The sequence below is a fragment of the Streptomyces sp. UNOB3_S3 genome (assembly GCF_020740895.1).
In the GTDB taxonomy this organism is placed as follows: domain Bacteria; phylum Actinomycetota; class Actinomycetes; order Streptomycetales; family Streptomycetaceae; genus Streptomyces.
In genome coordinates this window covers 1-738 of the sequence record NZ_JAILXP010000748.1, presented here as the reverse complement: position 1 = coordinate 738, position 738 = coordinate 1, and the positions used below count along the sequence as shown (strand labels likewise).

Annotated in this window: 1 protein-coding gene; it reads right to left on the bottom strand. The window is 73.0% G+C overall.

Annotation, left to right across the window (positions count from 1 at the left end):
• Positions 1-53: 53 nt before the first annotated feature.
• Entirely contained in the window at positions 54-716 is a 663-nt protein-coding gene (locus K6I33_RS35440) for a hypothetical protein (RefSeq protein ID WP_229358890.1), read from the bottom strand.
• Positions 717-738 lie beyond the last annotated feature (22 nt).

Here is a 738-nt window from a genome sequence, read left to right as displayed (position 1 = left end):
CGTGCGGGCGGTGGGGTAGGGCCCGGGGCCGTGCCCCGGGCCGCGACGTGGTGTCAGCTGCCCACCGTGATCTGGGACGACGGGTCCGTCACGTCCGTGATGTCGTACGTGGCGTTGAGCGTCGCCGTCGTCGCGCTCGTCGGGCAGCCGAAGCCGCCCTCGACCTTCACCGGGAACGTCACGTCCGACGCGACGAGCTGTGACGGCGTTCCGTTCACGAAAGTGGTGGTGATGGCCGTCGGCCCGTCCGGCGCGGCCGTCACCGTGCAGTTGGCCAGACCGCTGGACTTGAGCACCATGCCCTGGGCGGGCGCGTTGAGCGTGGCCGTGCTGGGCGAGCCGTTCTGCATCGAGACGGTCCAGGCGCCGGTCGTGGTGATGCTGATGTCCACACCCGGGAGGCTGCCCGTGCAGTCGCCGTAGACCGGCGAGGTGACGGCGATGGTCACCGGGCCGGCGGGGTTGGTGTTGCCGGGGGCGGCCGGTACGCGGTTGGTGTCGCCGGACGGCGCGGAGCTCGACGTCGTACACGTGATGGTGACCGAGCCGGCCTTGAAGGTGGCGGTGCCGTTGAGCGTGGCCGCGAAGGCGTGGCCGGCGGGCCCGACGGTCGTCGAACCGGCCGCGTCGGCGGCCGCCGGGCCACCGCCGGTGAGGGTGAGGCCTGCGGTGAGGGCGAGACCGGCGGTGGCGGCGAGGAGGGGACGGGTGCGCATGGTGACTCCTTGGGGGAAGGAG